We start from the raw sequence: 18,671 nt of genomic DNA on the forward strand, positions 1-18,671 counted from the left end.
GGTCAGAGTTCCTTGCGAATGTCGACCAGCCGGGTCAAGCCCCAGATGATCATCAGCACCACCGCCAGCAGGATCATCGCGTTGGCTGCGGCCAGCGGAAACTGCAGGTACGAGGTCTGCACCTGGATGATCTTGCCGATCGAGGCGATCTGCTGCCCACCCATCACGCCGATGGTCACAAAGTCGCCCATTACGATGGTGATGACGAAGATCGAGCCGATCAGGATGCCGGTGCGCGACAGCGGCACCACCACGTTCCACAGCGTCTGCCAGCCCGAGGCGCCCGCGTCGCTCGCCGCTTCGAGCAGCGACCGGTCGATGCGCATCATGCTGTTGAAGATCGGCACGATCATGAACATCGTGTAGAGGTGCACGAAGGCCAGCACCACCGAGAAATCGGAGAACAGCAGCCACTCGACCGGCTGGTTCACCAGGCCCGCGCCCATCAGCGCTTGGTTGACCAGGCCGTTGCGCCCCAGCAGCGGCACCCACGAGATCATGCGGATCACGTTCGATGTCCAGAAGGGCACGGTGCACAGCACGAACAGCACCGTCTGCATGGTCGACGAGCGCACGTGGAAAGCGAGGAAGTACGCGACCGAAAAGCCGACCAGCAGCGTGATGCCCCACACCAGCACGCAAAACTTGAAGGTGCTCAGGTATGTGTTGAGCGTGACGCACAGGTCGCCGTTGTCGGTGAGGTGCGAGCAGCCCTCGAACAGGCTCAGGTAGTTGCGCAGCGTGACCGCGGGGATCAGCTCGTACTCGTTGAAATTCCACAGGCTGACCATCGCGACCAGCGCCAGTGGAATCAGGAAGAACAACAGGAACACCAGCGCGAACGGCGCCGCCTGCCACCACGCCTTCACGGTGTGGAGCGGGTCGGCGGCGGCGGAGGCGCGGGTGGCGGGAGCGCTCACGGAATCAGGAGCGAGCTCAGGCCGCGACGAACTCGTTCCACTTGCGGACCATGTACTCGTTCTCGTCCATCACCGCGTTCCAGCACGCGATGCCGCCCATGCGCTGCTCGTAGCTGCCGCCGTCGCGCACCGCGCCGGCCTTGGCGATCACATCGCCCTGCGGGCTCTTGATGTCCTGCGCGGCGGGCTTGCCTTCCATCCAGTAGGCCCACTCGTAGGCTTCCATCTTGGTCTTGGCGGTGTCGAGCACGGCGCTGTAGTAGCCCTGGCGGTTGAGGTACGCGCCGGCCCAGCCGTCGAGGAACCAGTTGATGAACTCGTAGGCCCCATCGAGCTTCTTGCCCGAGAGCGTGGCCGGCAGGCCGAAGCCCGAGGCCCAGGCGCGGTAGCCTTCCTTCAGGGGCTGGAAGGTGCAGTCGATGCCCTTGCCGCGCACGGCCGTGACGGCGGGCGACCACATCGACTGGATCACCACCTCGCCCGAGGCCATGAGATTGACCGATTCGTTGAAGTCCTTCCACAGCGCGCGGAACTGGCCGGCTTTCTTGGCTTCGATCAGGGTCTTGATCGTCAGGTCGATCTCGGCCTTGGTCATGTTGCCCTTGTCGGCGTACTTGTGGATGCCCTTGGCCTCCACCACCATCGCGGCGTCCATGATGCCGATCGAGGGAATGTTCAGGATCGCGGCCTTGCCCTTGAACTCGGGGTTCAGCAGCTCCGCCCACGAGCCGATGGGGCGCTTGATGAGGTCGGGGCGAATGCCCAGCGTGTCGGCGTTGTAGGTGGTCGGAATCAGCGACATGAACTGCGTCGGTGACTTGGCGAACGCCTTGCTCTTCTCGCCTTCGAGGTAGATCACCTTGATGGGTGCCGTGCCCTGGTCGCCCACCTTCTTGCCGCCCACTTCACCCTTGGTGAACAGCGAGGTGATCTTGGCGGCGTTCTTCACGCGCTTGGTGTCGATGCCCTTCAGGTTGCCGGTGGGCACGATCTTCTTGAGCGAGAAGAACTCGGTGTCGATCAGGTCGAAGCTGTTGGGCGCGGTCACGGCGCGCTTGGTCACGTCGTCGGTGGTGACGGCCACGTACTGGATCTCGATGCCGGTGTCGGCCTTGAACTTCTCGGCAATCGCCTTGTCCTGGTTCACCGCGGTGCCCAGGTAGCGCAGCACGATCTTTTCCTGTGCGTGCACGAAGGGTGCGATGCCCGTGGCCAGGATGCCGGCGGTGCCTTGCAGCAGCGTGCGGCGCTTGACGCCGGTGGACGAGTCGATGGGATCGGTCATGGCAGGGTCTCCGTAGAAGAAAAGAAATGGCGAACGAAGGGAAATTGGGAAAAGAGATCAGGGGGCCACGGCGAGCGCACGCGCATCGGCCTCGGCCCACGACAGGCGAACCGTCTCGCCCTGCGCATAGGGGCTTGCGAGAAACGCGGCTTCGCCCAGCAGCACCGACACGTTCCGGCGTTCCGGCGCGGCGGCTTCCAGCGCCAGGCCGAGCAGCACGTAGGTGCCCTGGTACTCGACGTCGGTGACCGCGGCGGCAAGGCCGTTGGCGTCCGGGCCCGGCGCGATCCGCATGTGGTCGTTGCGCACCGCAATCGGTCCGGCGGGCGTGTCGATCACGTTGTGGCCGCCCATGAAGCGCGCCACGAATTCGTTGACGGGGTGGTTGTAGATCTCGTGCGGCGAGCCGACCTGCTCGATCACGCCGTGGTTCATCACCACCATCGTGTCGGCCAGCGCCATGGCTTCTTCCTGCGAGTGCGTGACGTGCACGAAGGTCAGGCCCAGTTCCTTCTGCCAGCGCCGCAACTCGGCGCGCATCTGGATGCGCAGGAACGGATCGAGTGCCGACAGCGGCTCGTCCAGCAGCAGCACGCGCGGCTCGGTGATGAGCGCGCGCGCCAGTGCCACGCGCTGCTGCTGGCCGCCGGAGAGTTCGCCGGGCTTGCGCTCGGCCAGGTGGCCCATCGCCACCCGCGCCAGCAGGTCGCGCGCACGCTTCTGGCGCTCGGCCTTGCCGACGCCTTTCATCTTGAGGCTGAAGGCCACGTTGTCGGTGGCCGACAGGTGCGGGAACAACGCGAAGCTCTGGAACATCATCGCCGTGCCGCGCGCGGCCGCGGGCAGGTTGGTGATGTTGCGGTTGTCCAGCAGGATGTCGCCGCTGGTGACCGACTCGTGGCCCGCGATCATGCGCAGCGTGGTGCTCTTGCCGCAGCCCGAGGGGCCCAGCAGGCAACAGTAGCTGCCGCTGGCGATGCGCAGGTCGATGGCATCGACGGCGGCCGGCGTGCCGGGGGCGTAGCGCTTGCTGAGCGCGACGATCTCGACCGCGGCGGGCGGAAGCGGAGCGGCAGCGTTCATTGCCGGGCGGAAAACGGGCGGGTGACGGGCATGCACCGTCTAAGCACGCTCCATGCCACGTGGGTGGCAGCGCCCGGGCTGCCACTGGCCTTTCGGAGGCTAGGTGCCGAACCGGTCCGCGCTCACCGGCAGTGCCGCCGCAGCCAGCCCGCGCAGCACGTCGCCCACCACGATCACCGCCGGGCTAGCGAGCCCGGCTTCGGCGATGCGGGCCTGCAGTCCGTCGAGCGTGGTCGCGATGTGGCGCTGGTGCGGCAGGCTCGCATGCTGCACCACGGCCACCGGCGTGTCGCCCGGCAGGCCCTGCAGCAATTCGCGTTCGATGCGCGCCGCACCCGCCACGCCCATGTAGATCACGAGCGTGAGGCGCGCGTTGTGCGCCATCGCGGCGAGCGCGCGCCAGTCGGTCGGGTCTTCCTGCGCGCCCGCGCCGGTCTTGGCATGGCCGGTGACGAACACCACGCCTTGTGCGTGGTCGCGGTGGGTGAGCGGCACGCCCAGCGAGGTCACGGCCGCGAGGCCGGCGGTGATGCCGTTGACCACCGCGCATTCGATGCCCGCTTCGCGCAGGTGCTCCACCTCTTCGCCACCGCGGCCGAAGATGAACGGGTCGCCGCCCTTCAGGCGCACCACGGTCTCGCCCTCGCGCACCGCGGTGATCATGAGCCGCTCGATGAAGGCCTGCGGTGTGCTCTTGCAGCCGCCGCGCTTGCCCACGTGCACGATGCGTGCGCCGGGGCGGGCATAGGCCAGGATCTCTTCGTTCACGAGGTCGTCGACCAGCAGCACCGTGGCGGCCTGGATCGCCTTGACGGCCTTGACGGTCAGCAGTTCCGGATCGCCGGGGCCGGCGCCTACCAGCGTGCAGCGGCCGGTGATGAGGTTGGATGCGTTGTTCATGCGTGGGATGCCAGTTGCTTGATGTGCCCGACCTGTGCGGCGATGGCTTCGGGCACGGGAAGCTCGCCGTTCAATACGCGTCGCGTGTAGTCGGCCGTGGTGGCGACGTCGATTTCCTTCGGCAGCCCGGGCACCTCGGTCGCAGTGCCGCTGGCCTGCGCCTGCAGTTCGGTGCGCACGCCGCGCACGAAGCCGTCGATCTGCGCGGTGCGGCGCGGGTCGGAGACCACCTCGCCTTCGAGGCCGCGCGAGAGCAGGGCGGTGGTGCCCATCAGCTCGAAGGTCTCGGCCATGACGCGCGCGTATTCGGGGTGCGTGTAGCTGGCGACCACCACGGCCGGGCCGGCGGTGGGTTGCATCAGCTTGACGACGCTGTGGCCCGGGTTGCGCAGGCCCACCACGCGGCGCACGTCGAGCAGGCGCTTGAGGGCAGGGTTCAGCAGCTCGGTCGCGGCGAAGCCCACGGTGCCGATGGCGATGGGGCCGATGGCGGCCATGGGCGGCACGTCGAGTGCGGCGAGCACGTTCGACGCGAGCACGCGTGCCGTTTCGGTGGCGCTGCCGTGCACCAGCACCGGCAGGCCTTCGCGGGCCAGCAGCAGCGCCAGCAGCGGGGTGAGCACCGGGAGCTTGCGCGCGCCGTTGTAGCTGGGCAGCACGACGAGCGGGCGGTCGCCGGCGGGAATATGGTGCAGCCGCGCATGCGTGGCGTCGAGGAAGCCGGCCATCTCCTCGGGCGTTTCGCCCTTGATGCGCATCGCGAGGCAGAAGCCGCCGATCTCGAGGTCGGTGACGGCGCCGTCCAGCACCTGGCCGAACAGGTCGGTGGCCTGTTCGCGCGTGAGCGGCTTGGCACCTCGCGCGCCGCGGCCGATTTCCTTGATGTATTGGCTGATTCCCATGGGTAGGCGGATTGTCCTGCAACGCTTATGCCGGAATGTGAGTCGGCTTATGCACTGGTTTTACCCCTTCCCCCTCTGGGGGAGGGTTGGGATGGGGGCAGGCAGAGCGCGCAATGAGTACGCCGCTTGCCCCCACCCCAGCCCTCCCCCAGAGGGGGAGGGAGCAAGACGCGGGGTCATGGGGTCTCCGCCATCGCTTCGGCAGGCGTCAGTCGGATCATGCGTTTGAGCTCCGGAATGCACGACCCGCAATTCGTGCCGCATTTCAGCGTCCCCTGCAGGGCGGCCAGCCGCTCGTCGGCCGTGCCGCTGCACCGCCCCAGCTCGGTCTGGATCGCCAGGTCGGTCACGTTGAAGCAGGTGCATACCGGTTTTCCGCGCGATTGCACCGCCAGCGGCGCACGGGAGCCGGGTGAAAGCAGCAGGCGGCCATAGCTTTGCGCGGGCAGTTCTTCCCGCAGCAACGTGGCGATCCAGGCCTCGGCGCTGGTGTCGCCAGCGAGCAAAAAGGCTTCGAGGCCTGCGCTCTGGTCGGCGCGGCGCACCAGGCGCACCGAACGGCGCTGGCCGCGCCGGCGGTCGGCGTAGCGCAGGGTGTCGGCGCTTTGCAGGCCGAGCAGGGTCTCGATCTGCTCCAGCAGCGCATCGGCCGGCGCATCGTGCGCGGCCGCGCGGAACAGGAGGCCGCTGCGTTCGGCACCCGCCGCGTCCTTGGTACTGCCCGAGAAAGGCACGCAGGTGGCGAACGGAAACATCGCCATCAGCGGCTGCAGCGCACGGTGCACCGCCAGCACCTCGTCGGTCGGGAGCCACGCCATCGTGAGCAGCGACCACGGCAACTCGGCCTTGAGGATCTTCACCGCCGTGTGCTTGAGCTCGGGCTGCTTCGAGGTGGGGCAGTAGGCGGGCGTGGTGAGCGCGTTGATGCCGGCCAGCCGGGTGCCGGTCGACGAGCAACCGCTCAGGTACTCCTCGCCCCAGTGCATCGCGACGAAAGCCTGGCTCAGGCCGATTTCGGTGCTGGCGCGCGCGGGCAGCAGGATCGAGCCGCGCTTCGAAGTCAGGTGCACCAGGTCACCTTCGCCGATCTGGCGCCGTGCCATGTCCTGCGGGTTCATCTGCACCATGGGCTCGGCCACGTGGCCGAACAGGCGCGGAGCGGTGCCGGTGCGGCTCATGCCGTGCCACTGGTCGCGCAGGCGCCCGGTGTTCAGCGAAAAGGGGTAGCGCGCTTCGCGGGCCTCGGCCACGGGCTTGTAGGGGGTGTCGACGAAACGGGCACGACCGTCGGGCGTGGGGAACACGCCGTCTTCGTACAGGCGCGCGCGGCCGGTGCTTTCGCCTTCCTTCAGGGGCCATTGCTGCGGGCCGAGGTCATCGAGCATCGCGTAGCTCAGGCCGGTGATGTCCAGGTCGCGCCCGCGCGTGGTCTCGCGGTGTTCGTTCCAGACCGATTCGGCGGTGTCGTAGGGAAAGAGCGTGCCCGCGCGGCCGAGCCGCCGCTCGAGCCGGCGCGCGAAGTCGGTGGCGATCGACCAGTCGTGCCGCGTCTCTCCCGGCGCGGCGATGGCCGGGCGCACGCGCGAGATGCGGCGCTCGCTGTTGGTCACGCTGCCTTCCTTTTCGCCCCAGGCGGTGGCGGGCAGCAGCAGGTCGGCGAAGGCGCAGGTGGCGGTGGTGGAGAAGGCCTCCTGCACCACCACGAACTCGGCGCGCTCCAGCGCACGGCGCACCGTGGCCTGGTCGGGCATCGACTGGGCGGGGTTGGTGCAGGCGATCCAAAGCGCACGGATCTCGCCGTCGGCGGCGGCCTGGAACATCTCGACCGCCGTCTTGCCGGGCTTCTCGGGCACCGAGGGCACGCCCCAGAGCGCGGCCACTTCGGCGCGGTGTGCCGGGTTGGCCAGGTCGCGGTGCGCGCTCAGCAGGTTGGCGAGGCCGCCCACTTCTCGCCCGCCCATCGCATTGGGCTGGCCGGTGAGCGAAAACGGGCCGGCGCCGGGCTTGCCGATCTGTCCGGTGGCCAGGTGCAGGTTGATCAGCGCGGCATTCTTCGCCGTGCCGCTGGACGACTGGTTCAGGCCCTGGCAATAAAGGCTCAGCGTGGCCGGCGACGTGGCGAAGAGCCGTGCCGCCGCGAGCAGGTCGTCCTTCGGGATACCGCAGACCTGCGCCACCTTGTCCGGCGTGCATTCGCGCACCGTGGCCTTCAGCGCATCGAAGCCGTTGGTGTGCTCGGCGATGTACTTCGCGTCGATCCAGCCTTCCCACAGCATCAGGTGCAGCATGCCGTTGAACAGCATCACGTCGGTGCCGGGCTGGATCGGCAGGAACAGGTCCGCGATCTCGACCGTGTCGGTGCGGCGCGGGTCGGCCACCACGATCTTCAGTGCCGGGTTCGCCGACTTCGCATCCTCGATGCGGCGGAAGAGAATCGGGTGCGCCCACGCCGTGTTGCTGCCCACGATGAAGAGGCACTCGGCATGCTTCAGGTCGTCGTAGCAGGCGGGCGGCGCATCGGCGCCCAGCGTCTGCTTGTAGCCGGCGACCGCGCTGCTCATGCACAGGCGCGAATTGGTGTCGACGTTGTTGGTGCCGACCAGACCCTTGGCGAGCTTGTTGAAGACGTAGTAGTCCTCGGTGAGCAACTGGCCCGAGATGTAGAAGCCGACCGCATCGGGGCCGTGGTCCTGGATGACCTGTGCGAACTTGCCCGCGGCGTTGTCGAGCGCCGTGTCCCACGACACGGCCGCGGGCGCCTCGCCGCGCACGAGGCGCTGCAGCGGCTGCAGCAGCCGCGCCTGCCTCGTGACCGGCGCCGTGGCCGTGAGGTGCAGTGTCGAGCCCTTGGTGCACAGCCGGCCGAAGTTGGCCGGGTGGTCGGGGTCGCCGCGCACGCCAGTGATCTGCGCGCCGTCGGATTCGATGATCACGCCGCAGCCGACGCCGCAATAGGGGCAGGTGGATTTCGTTTCCCGCATTGCTCCCTCCCCCGCTGGGGGAGGGTTGGGGTGGGGGCTGGCGGCCTTTTCGATGGACACGCCGCTGAATGAGTTCACGCCGCTTGCCCTCACCCTAGCCCTCTCCCAGAGGGAGAGGGGACAAGACCGGCTTCGGGCCGGCAACTGGACGCGGCAGGTCGATCGCATGCGTCGCGAGTTCGGCCGCGTCCAGGTGCACGATGCCGTTGTCCACCTTCACCGCGAACTTCGGCGTGCAGCCCTCGTCGGGCGACTTGGCGCAGCCGTCGTCCAGCCCGAAGGTCCAGTTGTGCAGCGGGCAGGCCACGCTGGTGCCGAACACGATACCCTGGCTCAGGGGGCCGCCCTTGTGCGGGCAGCGGTCGAGCAGCGCGAAGACCTGGTCCTCCGCGTTGCGGAACACCGCAACGTCCACGCCCGCGGGCCGCGTCACGCGGCGGGCGCCGAGCACGGGAATGTCGTCGATGCGGCAGATGGCTTTCCATTCGCTCATGGCGCGTTTCCTTTCAGGCGGGGTGGATGGCATTGACCGGCACCATCGGCACCGTCAGCGGCGTGAACTGCCGCACGTCCACCGAAGCCTCTGCCGATTCGAACCAGGGATCGGGCTCGCCGTCGAGCGCGAACTGCAGCCGCTCCCACAGTGCCTTGCGGCCTTCCGCGTCTTCGAGGATCTTCTTCTTCACGTAGTCCAGGCCCACGCGCCCGATGTAGTGCACCGTGCGCTCCAGGTACCAGCCTTCCTCGCGGTACAGCTGCAGGAAGGCGCCCGAATACTCCATCACCTCGGCGGCCGTCTTCACCTTCACGAGGAACTGCGCCACCTCGGTCTTGATGCCGCCGTTGCCGCCCACGTAGAGCTCCCAGCCCGAGTCGACGCCGATCACGCCCACGTCCTTGATGCCGGCCTCGGCGCAGTTGCGCGGGCACCCCGACACCGCGAGCTTCACCTTGTGCGGCGAGTACATGGCCCAGAGGGCGCGCTCCAGGTCCTTGCCCATCTGCGTGGAGTCTTGCGTGCCGAAGCGGCACCACTCGCTGCCCACGCAGGTCTTCACCGTGCGCAGCGACTTGGCGTAGGCAAAGCCCGAGGGCATGCCGATGTCCTTCCACACGCCTTCGAGGTCTTCCTTCTTCACGCCCAGGAGGTCGATGCGCTGGCCGCCCGTGACCTTGACGGTCGGGATCTTGTACTTGTCGGCCGCATCGGCGATGCGCCGCAATTCGTCGGGCGTGGTGTGGCCGCCCCACATGCGCGGAATGACGGAGTAGGTGCCATCCTTCTGGATGTTCGCGTGGCTGCGCTCGTTGATGAAGCGGCTCTGCGGATCGTCCTTCGCCTCTTTGGCCCAGGTGCTGATCAGGTAGTAGTTGATGGCCGGACGGCAGGTGGCGCAGCCGTTGGGCGTGCGCCAGCCGAGGTTGCGATACACCTCGTCGTGCGTGAGGTAGTGTTCCTTGCGGATGGCATCGCGCGCATCCTGGTGGCTCGCGTCGGTGCAGCCGCAGATCGCCTTTTTCTTCGGCGTGGCCGAGTAGTCGCCGCCCGCGGTGAACATCAGGATCTGCTCGACCAGCCCGGTGCACGAGCCGCAGCTGGCGCTGGCCTTGGTGTGCTTCTTCACCTCGTCGAGCGTGAAGAGGCCCTTGTCCTTGATCGCCTTGCAGATGGTGCCCTTGCTCACGCCGTTGCAGCCGCAGACCTCGGCATCGTCGGGCATGCTGGCGGCCTTGCTGTGGCCCTCGTGGCCGGTGTCGCCGATGTTCGACTCGCCGAACATCAGCTTGTCGCGGATGTCGTGCACGCTGCGGCCGTCGCGCAGGAGCTTGAAGTACCAGCTGCCATCGACCGTGTCGCCGTAGAGGCAGGCGCCGACCAGCTTGTCGTCCTTGAGCACCAGCTTCTTGTAGACGCCGCCGAAGGGATCGCTCATCACGATTTCCTCGGTGCCTTCGCCGCCCATGAATTCGCCCGCGCTGAAAAGGTCGATGCCCGTCACCTTGAGCTTGGTGGAGGTGAGCGAACCCAGGTAGCGGCCGATGCCGAACTGCGCGAGGTGGTTGGCCGCGACCTTGGCCTGCTCGAACAGCGGTGCGACCAGCCCGTAGGCGATGCCGCGGTGCGCCGCGCACTCGCCCACCGAGTAGATGCGCGCATCGGTCACGGTCTGCATGGTGTCGGTGACCACGATGCCGCGGTTGCAGTGCAGGCGCATCTTCTCGGCCAGCTCGACGTTGGGGCGAATGCCCACGGCCATCACCACCAGGTCGGCCGCGACCTCGGTGCCGTCCTTGAAGCGGATGGCCTTCACGCGGCCGTCTTCATTGCCGACCATGTCCTGCGTCTGCGCACCCATCAGGAACTTGAGGCCCCGGTCTTCGAGCGATTTCTGCAGCAGCTTGCCCGCCACGTCGTCGAGCTGGCGCTCCATCAGCCAGGGCATGACGTGCACCACGGTCACGTTCATGCCGCGCAGCATCAGGCCGTTGGCTGCTTCCAGGCCCAGCAGCCCGCCGCCGATGACCACCGCGTTCTTGTGCGTGCGCGCGGTCTCGATCATGTAGTCGGTGTCGGCGATGTCGCGGTAGGCGATCACGCCCTTGAGGTCCTTGCCCGGGACCGGCAGCATGAAGGGGTTGGAGCCGGTGCACATCAGCAGGCGGTCGTAGGCGGCTTCGGTGCCATCCTCGGCGCGCACGACGCGCTTGACGCGGTCGACCTCCACCACCTTCTTGCCGGCGTGCAGGGTGATGTGGTTGTCGCTGTACCACTCCCAGCTGTTGAGCACGATCTCGTCGACCGTCTGCTCGCCCGCGAGCACCGGCGACAGCAGGATGCGGTTGTAGTTGGGGTGCGGCTCGGCGCCGAAGACGGTGATGTCGTACAGGTCGGGCGCGATCTTGAGCAGCTCTTCGAGCGTGCGCACGCCGGCCATGCCGTTGCCGACCATCACGAGTTTCATTTTTTTCTTCATGGGGCTGAACCTTTCCTCGAAATCAAGCGGACAAAGAAGCTCGGTGCCCATGGAGAATCGCGCCATGAGCTTTGAAGTGGACATCGGCTACAGCAGCCTGCGCGGACCCCGCGAGGTGAACGAGGATTTCGCCGGTGCCGTGCATGCGCCACGGGGCGACGAGGCACGCGGGCTCATCGCGGCGATTGCCGATGGCGTGTCCACCGGCGGGCGCGGCCAGGAGGCGGCGCAGACCACGGTGATGGGCCTTCTGGCCGACTACTTCGCCACGCCCGACACCTGGGAGCCGACCGCCGCGCTCGACCGCCTGATCGGCGCGCAGAACGCCTGGCTCGCCGACCACAACCGACGCCGCGCGGGCAGCGCGACCGCGCTCACCACGCTCACCGCATTGGTGCTGCACGGCCAGAGCTACACGCTGGCCCACGTGGGCGACACGCGCGCCTGGCGCGTGCGCGCCGATGGCGAAGCGGCCGTGCCGCTCACGGCGGACCACGCCTTCGAACATCCCGACATGCGCAGTCGCCTCACGCGCGCCATCGGCCTGGACGACCAGGTGCGTGTCGACTACGCCCAGGGCGATGTGCGCGTGGGCGACTGCTTCGTGCTGACCTCCGACGGCGTGCACGGCGTGCTCAAGCCGCAGCAGGTGGCCGCGATCGCGCTGCAGGGCGATGCCGAAGCGGCGAGCGAGGCGCTGGTGCATGCGGCGCTCGACGCCGGCACGCGCGACAACGCGACCGCGCTGGTGATCCGCGTGGTCGGCCTCGATGCGCGGCAGCTCGACGACGAACTCGGCGACGGCCGCCGGCTCGCACCGCCGCCGTTGCTGAAGGTGGGCGACATGCTCGACGGCTACGTCGTTACCGGCCTGGTGGCCGATACCGGCGTGCATCTGCTCTACCAGGCGCGCCATCCGGCCACCCGTCAATTGGTGGCGCTCAAGACCTTGCACCCCTCGCGTTCCAGCGACCCGCAGGAACGCGCGATGCTGGCGCACGAAGCGTGGTTGGGCCAGCGCGTGGGCGAGGGCGGTGGTTTCGTTCGCGTGCACGAACGCGCCGAGAACGCCAGCGCGCTCTACATCGTGTTCGACTGGCATGGCGGCCGCACGCTGGAGCAGATGCGCAAGTCCGGCGCGCGCGGCACGGTGGCCGAGGTGGTTGCCGCGGCCATCGAAGTGAGCAAGGCGCTCGGCCGGCTGCACCGCCACGGCGTGGTGCACCGGGACATCAAGCCCGGCAACCTGCACCTGGGTGACGACGGGCGCTGGCGCATCCTCGACTTGGGCGTGGCACTTTCTGGCCGCGAGGGCGCGGCCCAGCGCGAGCTGCATGCCGGCACGCCGAGCTACATCAATCCCGAGCAGTGGGAGGAGGGCGGCGCCGCCGATGCGGGCAGCGACCTGTTCGCGCTCGGCGCCACGCTGTACCAGTGGCTCGGCGGCCACTTGCCCTACGGCGAGATCGAGCCCTACCAGATGGCGCGCTACCGGCGCGATCCGGTCGCGCTCTCGCGGCTGCGGCCCGATGTGCCGGTGTGGCTCGACCACCTGGTGCGCAAGGCCGTCGCCCGCGACCCGCGCGAGCGCTTCGAAACGGCCGAGGAAATGCTGCTGGCGCTGGAGCGCGGTGCTTCGCGCCCCGTCGGCGCGCCTGCCGCCACGCCGCTCATCCGCCGCGACCCCGTGACGCTCTACAAGATCGCCCTGGGCGTGTCGTTGCTGTTCAACGCACTGCTGGTGGTGTGGCTCCTGTTTCTGCCACGTTGAGGGCGAATGGGGGAGGCTCATGGCCGGGCGGCCTTTCGTGGGGCCGTGTAGGTCGCGGAAGCGGGGGCTGGTGAAGTGCGTGCACGACCACCCTTCTCGGCCCAGGTGCGCGTCCAGCGGATCTGCATGACGCGCATCACGCCCAGCATCGCCAGCGAGAGCGCACCGAAGAAGACGAAGCCCCAGACGTAGCTGCCCAGGTACTGCTTCGACAGGCCCATGGCGTTGGGCACGAGGCCGCCGCCGAGCGCACCGATCTCGCCGATCATCGAGCCGGCCACCGCGGTGCTCAGCGGCCAGCGGAGCGGCACCAGCTGGAACAGCGCGCCATTGCCCGCGCCCAGGGCGGCGAAGCACACGATCAAGAGCAGCGTGGTGAGCGCCAGCGAGCCCGACGAGAACCCGACCAATACGAGGCCCACCGCTACCACCAGCAGCACCACGGTCAATGTGTTGACGCCGCCCCAGCGGTCGGAGAGCCAGCCGCCCACGATCCGCACCGCCGCGCCCATGAAGGCCGCCAGCATGGTGAGCTGGCCCGCTTGCACCTTGCTCACGCCGAACTGGTCGTAGTAGTACGAGGGCAGGAAGGTGGTGAGGCCGATGAAGCCGCCGAAGGTGACGCCGTAGATCAGGCTGAACACCCAGCCGTCTTTCTCGAACAGGCAGGCGATGTGCTCGCGGAAGCTCGCGTGGCTGTCGACATCGGGCGGCTCCTTGGCAAAGATCACCATCACGACCATCGGGATCAGGATCGCGACCGCGGCCACGCCGTACACCGCCTGCCAGCCCAGCCACTGCGCGAGCGGAGGCGCCACCAGCACCGACACCGCCGTGCCCACGTTGCCCGCGCCCACGAGACCCATCGCCAGGCCCTTGTGCTGCGGCGGGAACCAGCCCGAGCCCAGCGACAGCGCCACGCCGAAGCTCGCACCGGCAATGCCCAGCAGCACACCCATGGCGAGCAGGTCGTTGAAGCTTTTCACGAAGAAGAAGCCGAACAGCATCGCCACGGCGATGAGGCCCATCTCGACCAGCGTGGCCTTCTTGCGGCCGATGTACTGCGAGAGGATGCCCAGCGGAAAGCGCATCAGCGCGCCCGCGATGATCGGCACCGAGAGCATCAGGCCCTTCTGCGCGGGCGAGAGGTCGAAGGTCTCGCCGATGAAGGGCGCCATGGCGCCGTTGAGCACCCAGATGCAGCAGGAGAACGAGAAGTACAGGAACGCCGCGAACAGCGTGGGACTGTGGCCTGACTGCAAGAAATTCCTGAAACCGGACATGGCGTTCAAAGGTGCAAAAAGCCGCGGCGCGACCCGGGCAGGGACGTGTCGACGGACAGGGTTGGGGTGGTATGCCGGCAGCGGACGCTGTCGGCGTGGGGGTGCTGCCCGGCGATGAACGAGCCGGACCGGATGCAGGAGCCTGCAGCCTCACCAAAGCGGTGCTTCGTTACACCGCGCCCCATTCGATGCAAGAGACGTGCCCGCGAAATTGCCCGGGTGTGCGCGCACGCGTGGCCTATGCTTGCCGTGCCTTCCGACACCCCGCCATGATTTCCCTTCTCCTCGTCCTGCCCAATGAATTCGATGCCTCCGCGCCCTTGCCGGAGCCGCTGCAGCAAGGCCTCGCGGAGTCCGGCGCCACGGTGCTCGGGCGCGCCACCTGCCGCACGCTGGTGCAACGCGCCGGCGCGCTTGCACCGCAACAGGTGCTGGCCTGCCTGCCCGAGGCGGCGCAGCTGCAGGCATTGCGCGATGGATTGAAGGGGTGGAACGGTGTACCGCCCTGTGCGTTGAGCCTGGCCAGCGCGCCGTTGACGGGCGAGCAGCACGAGGCACTGGTCACGCTCGGCGTGCACGCATGGGTGCCGCTCGATGCCCTGTCGCTCCCCGCGTTGCTGTCCCGCGCGCAGGCTCGATGGACGCGCGAAGCCGCGCTGCGCACCGAACTCGACAACCTGCGCACCCGCATGGACGAGCGCAAGTGGGTCGATCGCGCCAAGGGCCTCCTGATGTCCGCGCGCGGCATCGGCGAGGACGAGGCCTTCGGCCTGCTGCGCGGCGCGGCGATGCACGCCAACCTGCGGCTGGGCGAAGTGTCGCGCTCGGTCATCGAGGCGGCGCAGTGGGCCGACGCGATCAACCGCGCCGGGCAGCTGCGCATGCTCTCGCAGCGGCTGGTGCGGGTGGCGGCGCAACTGCTCGCGGGCATCGACGTGCAGCGCGCGCGGGTCTTGCGCACGCAATCGACGGAGCGGGTGCAGCAGAACCTGGATCACCTGGCCACCCTCGAGCTGGGCGCGGCCGGCGTGCAGGCGCTGGGCGTCGTGCAGGCGGCATGGAACGGGTTGGGCACCGCGCTGGCCGTGAAGCCCACACCGCAGGGGCTCGCCGAGGTCGATGCGCGTGGTGAGGCCTTGCTGCTGGCGGCCGAAGCGATGACGGAGGCGCTGGAAGCATCCGGTGCGCGGCGCGCGCTGCGCATCGTCAACATCTGCGGACGGCAGCGCATGCGGGCGCAGCGCTTGGCGAAGGATGCGTTGCTGGCGTCGACGCTGGCTGCGAGTGCATCGCGCGACAGGCTGCTGCCGACCATGAGCGAGTTCGAGGCCGCGCTGCTGGAACTGGAGCGCGCGCCGCTCAGTTCACCCGAGATCCGCGCCGGATTGGTGACGGCACGGGACGAATGGCTGCGCCTGGTCGGCGGCGTGCAGGCCCTGGACAGCCCGGAAGGCCGCGCCACGCTGGTGCGATCCAGCGAAGCGCTGGTCGACACCTTCGAGCGCCTCACGGGTTGGTACGAGCACAGCCTGCAGGTCATCATGTCCTGACGCCGGTTGTGCGGCACCTGCCTCGTCAGGCCGCGACCTTCTCCACATGCGCCTGGCGCGTGTAGAGGAAATCGATGACCGCCTTGCGCGCATGCACGTAGGCCGGGTCCTCGGCCAGCTCGACGCGGTTGCGCGGGCGCGCGATGTCCACCGCCAGCACGTCGCCGATGGTGGCGGCCGGGCCGTTGGTGAGCATCACGATGCGGTCACTCAGCAGCACGGCTTCGTCGACGTCGTGCGTGACCATGACGACGGTGCTGTGCGTCTTCTGCACGATGGCGAGCAGCTCGTCCTGCAGCTTGGCGCGGGTGAGGGCGTCGAGCGCGCCGAAGGGCTCGTCCATCAGCAGCACCTTGGGTTCCATCGACAGCGCGCGTGCGATGCCCACGCGCTGTTTCATCCCACCGGAGATTTCACCGGGCCGCTTCTGCGCGGCGGGCGTGAGTCCGACCAGCGCGAGCGCCGCATCGGTGCGCTGGCGCAGTTGCGCCTTGTTCTCGGTGGCGGCGAAGACGCGCTCGACCGCGAGGTACACGTTCTCGAAGCAGGTGAGCCAGGGCAGCAGCGAGTGGTTCTGGAACACGACGGCGCGTTCAGGGCCAGGCCCTTTGATCTCGCGGTTCGCGCACAGCAGCACGCCTTGCGTCGGCGTGGTCAGCCCGGCGATCAGGTTCAAGAGCGTCGACTTGCCGCAGCCCGAGTGCCCGATCAGCGTGATGAACTCGCCCTTGGCGACGTTCAGGTTGATGTCGCGCAGCGCAAGGAAACTTCCCTTGGCCGTCTTGAAGCGCTGGTCGACATCACGAATCTCGATGTACTTGCTGTCGTCGTTCATGACTTCACCTCTTCGAACGTGAATGCGGTGGCCAGCTTGATGAGCGCGAACTCCAGCACCAGACCGACGATGCCGATCACGAAGATCGCGATGATGATGTTGGCGACGTTGAGGTTGTTCCACTCATCCCACACCCAGAAGCCGATGCCGACGCCGCCGGTCAGCATCTCGGCCGCGACGATCACGAGCCACGCGGTGCCCACGGCCAGGCGTACGCCGGTGAGCATGTAGGGCAGCACGGCGGGAAAGAGGATCTTGGTGAGGATCTTCCATTCGGAAAGATTCAGCACCTTCGCCACGTTCATGTAGTCGCTCGGCACGCGCTGCACGCCCACGGCGGTGTTGATGACCATCGGCCAGATCGAGCAGATGAAGATGGTCCAGATGGCCGCCGGGTTCGCGCCCTTGAACACGAGGAGGCCGATGGGCAGCCACGCGAGCGGCGACACCGGGCGCAGCAGGCTGATCAGCGGATTGAACATGCGCGCGAGGAACTCGAAGCGCCCGATCGCGAAGCCCGCCGGAATGCCGACCAGCGCCGCCAGCCCGAAGCCCAGCGCCACGCGCTGCAGCGACGAGAGCACGTTCCAGCCCACGCCCTGGTCGTTCGGCCCCTTGCTGTAGAACGGATCGCTGAACACCGTCAACGCCTGCTGCCAGGTGGCGAGCGGCGTGGGAAAGCCGGTGGTGCTTTTCATGGCGACCAGCTCCCAGACCAGCAGCAGGAGGCCGAAGCCAGCGAGCGGCGGCAGCACGCGCATCCAGAAGGCGCGCAGGTCGATGGGCGTGCGGGTGCGGGGCTCCGGTGCCGGAGCCGCCGCAACGGCGACTGCGGGTGACACGGGCTTGGACGCAGCAGGCGCCGCGGCCTGCGATGCGACCGCTTCGAGCGGTGAGTGGAATACAGCGCTGACCATGGTGCGTTTCTCCTCAGACATGCAGCTTGAAAGAATCGGCGTACTTCTTCGGGTCCTTGCCGTCCCAGACGGAGCCGTCGAAGAGCTTGCTGGTGCGCAGCACGTCCTTGGGCACGGGCGTCTGCGTCGCGGCAGCGGCCTGCTTGTAGATGTCGATGCGGTTGATCTCGGTGGCCACCTTGAGGTAGTCGGGGTGCTCCTTCAGCAGGCCCCAGCGCTTGTGCTGGGTGAGGAACCACATGCCGTCCGAGAGGTAGGGGAAGTTGACCGCGCCGCCGTTGTAGAACTTCATGTGGTTCGGGTCGTCCCAGCTCTTGCCCAGGCCGTTGGTGTAGCGGCCCAGGATGCGCTGGTTGATCGCGTCCACGCTGGTGTTGACGTAGCTCTTGTCGGCGATGGTCTCGGCCATCTTGTTCTTGTTCTGCAGGCCGGCGTCGATCCACTTGCTGGCTTCGAGGATGGCGGCCGTGACGGCGCGCGCGGTGTTGGGGTACTTCTTCGTGAACTCGGCGGTGCAGCCGAGCACCTTCTCGGGATGGTCTTTCCAGATGTCCTGGGTGGTGATGGCCGTGATGCCGATGCCGTCCATGATCGCGCGCTGGCCCCAGGGCTCGCCCACGCAGTAGCCGTCCATGTTGCCCACGCGCATGTTGGCCACCATCTGCGGAGGCGGCACGGTGATGTTCTTCACGTCCTTGAACGGATCGATGCCGGCCGAGGCGAGCCAGTAGTAGAGCCACATGGCGTGGGTGCCGGTGGGGAAGGTCTGCGCGAAGGTGTATTCGCGCTTCTCGGTGGCGATGAGCTTGGCGAGCGAAGCGGCATCGACCGCGCCCTTGTCGGCCAGCTTCTTCGAGAGCGTGATCGCCTGGCCGTTGTTGTTCAGGGTCATGAGCACGGCCATGTCCTTCTTCGGGCCGCTCAGGCCCAGGTGCATTCCGTAGACCAGGCCATAGAGCACGTGCGCCATGTCGAGGTCGCCGTTGGAGAGCTTGTCGCGCACGCCGGCCCAGCTGGCTTCCTTGCTGGGGACGATCTTCACGCCGTATTTCTTGTCGATGCCCAGCACCGAGGCCATCACCACGCTCGCGCAATCGGTCAGCGGGATGAAGCCGATCTTCACTTCTTCCTTTTCGGGCTTGTCGGAGCCCTGGGCCCAGACGGCGGCGCGCAGGGCAGGGTCGATGCCCACGGCGCCGATGGCGGCGGCTTGCAGTACGCGGCGGCGGCTGAGGCGGGTTTTCAGCAGGTCGGTCATGAGGGCGGGCT

General features: G+C 67.9%; 14 protein-coding genes. 2 read left to right on the top strand and 12 right to left on the bottom strand.

Going from position 1 to position 18,671, the window contains the following annotated elements:
- Nucleotides 1-2: 2 nt before the first annotated feature.
- From ACSFA7_RS15335 to nirB, 8 genes are all read right to left on the bottom strand, one after another.
- Nucleotides 3-920, bottom strand: a complete 918-nt coding sequence (locus ACSFA7_RS15335) for an ABC transporter permease (RefSeq protein WP_176656408.1) — start codon at nucleotides 918-920, stop codon at nucleotides 3-5.
- Nucleotides 921-936: 16 nt separating this feature from the next.
- Complete coding sequence (locus ACSFA7_RS15340) at nucleotides 937-2,205, bottom strand: ABC transporter substrate-binding protein (RefSeq protein WP_435500159.1); 1,269 nt, start codon at nucleotides 2,203-2,205, stop codon at nucleotides 937-939.
- Nucleotides 2,206-2,262: 57 nt separating this feature from the next.
- Entirely contained in the window at nucleotides 2,263-3,288 is a 1,026-nt protein-coding gene (locus ACSFA7_RS15345; RefSeq protein ID WP_435500160.1) for an ABC transporter ATP-binding protein, read from the bottom strand.
- Between the two features lie 99 nt (nucleotides 3,289-3,387).
- The gene (cobA, locus tag ACSFA7_RS15350) at nucleotides 3,388-4,188 is read right to left on the bottom strand and encodes a uroporphyrinogen-III C-methyltransferase (RefSeq protein ID WP_435500161.1); all 801 of its coding nucleotides are present in this window, start codon (nucleotides 4,186-4,188) and stop codon (nucleotides 3,388-3,390) included.
- Nucleotides 4,185-5,090, bottom strand: coding sequence for a DNA-binding protein YbiB (gene ybiB / locus ACSFA7_RS15355; RefSeq protein WP_435500162.1), 906 nt, complete (start codon nucleotides 5,088-5,090; stop codon nucleotides 4,185-4,187). The genes cobA and ybiB overlap by 4 nt, the downstream gene beginning before the upstream one ends.
- Before the next feature lie 176 nt (nucleotides 5,091-5,266).
- The gene (locus tag ACSFA7_RS15360) at nucleotides 5,267-8,071 is read right to left on the bottom strand and encodes a nitrate reductase (RefSeq protein ID WP_435500163.1); all 2,805 of its coding nucleotides are present in this window, start codon (nucleotides 8,069-8,071) and stop codon (nucleotides 5,267-5,269) included.
- A gap of 94 nt (nucleotides 8,072-8,165) precedes the next feature.
- Nucleotides 8,166-8,564, bottom strand: coding sequence for a nitrite reductase small subunit NirD (nirD, locus tag ACSFA7_RS15365; protein WP_435500164.1), 399 nt, complete (start codon nucleotides 8,562-8,564; stop codon nucleotides 8,166-8,168).
- A gap of 13 nt (nucleotides 8,565-8,577) precedes the next feature.
- Nucleotides 8,578-11,046 carry a nitrite reductase large subunit NirB gene (nirB, locus tag ACSFA7_RS15370; protein WP_435500165.1) on the bottom strand — a complete coding sequence of 823 codons (2,469 nt, stop codon included), beginning with the start codon at nucleotides 11,044-11,046 and terminating at the stop codon, nucleotides 8,578-8,580.
- A gap of 64 nt (nucleotides 11,047-11,110) precedes the next feature.
- Between nirB and ACSFA7_RS15375 the strand changes: the two genes are divergently transcribed.
- The gene (locus tag ACSFA7_RS15375) at nucleotides 11,111-12,817 is read left to right on the top strand and encodes a bifunctional protein-serine/threonine kinase/phosphatase (protein ID WP_435500166.1); all 1,707 of its coding nucleotides are present in this window, start codon (nucleotides 11,111-11,113) and stop codon (nucleotides 12,815-12,817) included.
- 17 nt (nucleotides 12,818-12,834) lie between these two features.
- On the opposite strand, the gene ACSFA7_RS15380 is transcribed toward ACSFA7_RS15375, so the two are convergent.
- Nucleotides 12,835-14,100: an MFS transporter gene (locus ACSFA7_RS15380; RefSeq protein ID WP_435500167.1), complete on the bottom strand. Its 1,266-nt coding sequence runs from the start codon at nucleotides 14,098-14,100 to the stop codon at nucleotides 12,835-12,837.
- A 269-nt stretch (nucleotides 14,101-14,369) separates the two neighbouring features.
- Between ACSFA7_RS15380 and ACSFA7_RS15385 the strand changes: the two genes are divergently transcribed.
- Entirely contained in the window at nucleotides 14,370-15,650 is a 1,281-nt protein-coding gene (locus tag ACSFA7_RS15385; RefSeq protein WP_435500168.1) for an ANTAR domain-containing protein, read from the top strand.
- A gap of 25 nt (nucleotides 15,651-15,675) precedes the next feature.
- On the opposite strand, the gene ACSFA7_RS15390 is transcribed toward ACSFA7_RS15385, so the two are convergent.
- The 3 genes from ACSFA7_RS15390 to ACSFA7_RS15400 are packed head-to-tail and all read right to left on the bottom strand — an operon-like array spanning nucleotide 15,676 to nucleotide 18,660.
- On the bottom strand, nucleotides 15,676-16,485 hold the full coding sequence (locus ACSFA7_RS15390; RefSeq protein WP_435500169.1) for an ABC transporter ATP-binding protein: 810 nt from the start codon (nucleotides 16,483-16,485) through the stop codon (nucleotides 15,676-15,678).
- Complete coding sequence (gene ntrB, locus ACSFA7_RS15395) at nucleotides 16,482-17,402, bottom strand: nitrate ABC transporter permease (protein WP_435500170.1); 921 nt, start codon at nucleotides 17,400-17,402, stop codon at nucleotides 16,482-16,484. The genes ACSFA7_RS15390 and ntrB overlap by 4 nt, the downstream gene beginning before the upstream one ends.
- A 13-nt stretch (nucleotides 17,403-17,415) precedes the next feature.
- A complete protein-coding gene (locus tag ACSFA7_RS15400; RefSeq protein ID WP_435500171.1) occupies nucleotides 17,416-18,660 on the bottom strand; it encodes a CmpA/NrtA family ABC transporter substrate-binding protein in 1,245 nt (414 codons plus the stop codon).
- Nucleotides 18,661-18,671 lie beyond the last annotated feature (11 nt).

This window comes from Variovorax trehalosi (assembly GCF_051216415.1).
GTDB lineage: Bacteria > Pseudomonadota > Gammaproteobacteria > Burkholderiales > Burkholderiaceae_C > Variovorax.

Bases quoted from the DNA above. Each gene is read 5' to 3' on its own strand.
- ACSFA7_RS15340 (WP_435500159.1), bottom strand. From the start codon at position 2,205: ATGACCGATCCCATCGACTCGTCCACCGGCGTCAAGCGCCGCACGCTG.
- ACSFA7_RS15345 (WP_435500160.1), bottom strand. From the start codon at position 3,288: ATGAACGCTGCCGCTCCGCTTCCGCCCGCCGCGGTCGAGATCGTCGCG.
- cobA (WP_435500161.1), bottom strand. From the start codon at position 4,188: ATGAACAACGCATCCAACCTCATCACCGGCCGCTGCACGCTGGTAGGC.
- ybiB (WP_435500162.1), bottom strand. From the start codon at position 5,090: ATGGGAATCAGCCAATACATCAAGGAAATCGGCCGCGGCGCGCGAGGT.
- ACSFA7_RS15360 (WP_435500163.1), bottom strand. From the start codon at position 8,071: ATGCGGGAAACGAAATCCACCTGCCCCTATTGCGGCGTCGGCTGCGGC.
- nirD (WP_435500164.1), bottom strand. From the start codon at position 8,564: ATGAGCGAATGGAAAGCCATCTGCCGCATCGACGACATTCCCGTGCTC.
- nirB (WP_435500165.1), bottom strand. From the start codon at position 11,046: ATGAAGAAAAAAATGAAACTCGTGATGGTCGGCAACGGCATGGCCGGC.
- ACSFA7_RS15375 (WP_435500166.1), top strand. From the start codon at position 11,111: ATGAGCTTTGAAGTGGACATCGGCTACAGCAGCCTGCGCGGACCCCGC.
- ACSFA7_RS15380 (WP_435500167.1), bottom strand. From the start codon at position 14,100: ATGTCCGGTTTCAGGAATTTCTTGCAGTCAGGCCACAGTCCCACGCTG.
- ACSFA7_RS15385 (WP_435500168.1), top strand. From the start codon at position 14,370: ATGATTTCCCTTCTCCTCGTCCTGCCCAATGAATTCGATGCCTCCGCG.
- ACSFA7_RS15390 (WP_435500169.1), bottom strand. From the start codon at position 16,485: ATGAACGACGACAGCAAGTACATCGAGATTCGTGATGTCGACCAGCGC.
- ntrB (WP_435500170.1), bottom strand. From the start codon at position 17,402: ATGGTCAGCGCTGTATTCCACTCACCGCTCGAAGCGGTCGCATCGCAG.
- ACSFA7_RS15400 (WP_435500171.1), bottom strand. From the start codon at position 18,660: ATGACCGACCTGCTGAAAACCCGCCTCAGCCGCCGCCGCGTACTGCAA.